The organism is Nitrosomonas mobilis (assembly GCF_900103035.1).
GTDB classification, from domain to species: Bacteria; Pseudomonadota; Gammaproteobacteria; order Burkholderiales; family Nitrosomonadaceae; genus Nitrosomonas; species Nitrosomonas mobilis.
In genome coordinates, this window is record NZ_FMWO01000005.1 from 1 (window position 1) to 651 (window position 651).

Annotated in this window: 1 pseudogene; it reads left to right on the top strand. The window is 45.6% G+C overall.

The features are described from left to right. Positions 1-128: 128 nt before the first annotated feature. Positions 129-524 (top strand): annotated as a pseudogene (locus NSMM_RS00045) (transposase); the annotation flags it as partial. Positions 525-651: the final 127 nt, after the last annotated feature.

The following is a 651-nucleotide window of genomic DNA, read 5'->3' on the forward strand; positions in this document are numbered from 1 at the left end:
GATCAGAAAGAGCAAAAGAGATTTGACTAAACCCTCAAATCAGGAGTAAAAAACAACCCCCGCGTCGCTACGCTCCGACTGTCCAGTTTGCCGTGGACTGAGTGTCCAGTTTCCGTGGAATACGCACTTTAGTCATTATTGGCGTTAACGAACGAGGAGATAAGCGCTTTCTAGCCATAGAAGACGGTGTGCGGGAATCTACTCAGAGTTGGCGGGAAGTACTGCTGAAACTCAAAGCCAGAGGCATGAATGCGCCAACACTCGGTATCGGTGATGGTGCAATGGGATTTGGGGCTGCATTGGAAGAAATTTATCCAGATACGCGGCAACAACGCTGTTGGATGCATAAAACGGGTAATGTGCTGAATTGCGTACCGAAGTTGATTCAGCCAAAAGTGAAATCTGCTCTGCATGAAATCTGGCAAGCAGAGACAAGAAATGATGCATACAAGGCGTTTGATCTGTTTATCGCGACCTATGAAGCCAAATATCCAAAGGCTACACTGACCTTACAAAAGGATCGTGGTAACTACTCGCCCCCCAAAAAATATTTAAAAAAACACTTGACAGGTTTTTGTACGAGAAAAATTCAATTTTGTACCTCACAGCCAAATCTCTGCGATAAGCAGCTTAGACCCATCGCCAGGCTGA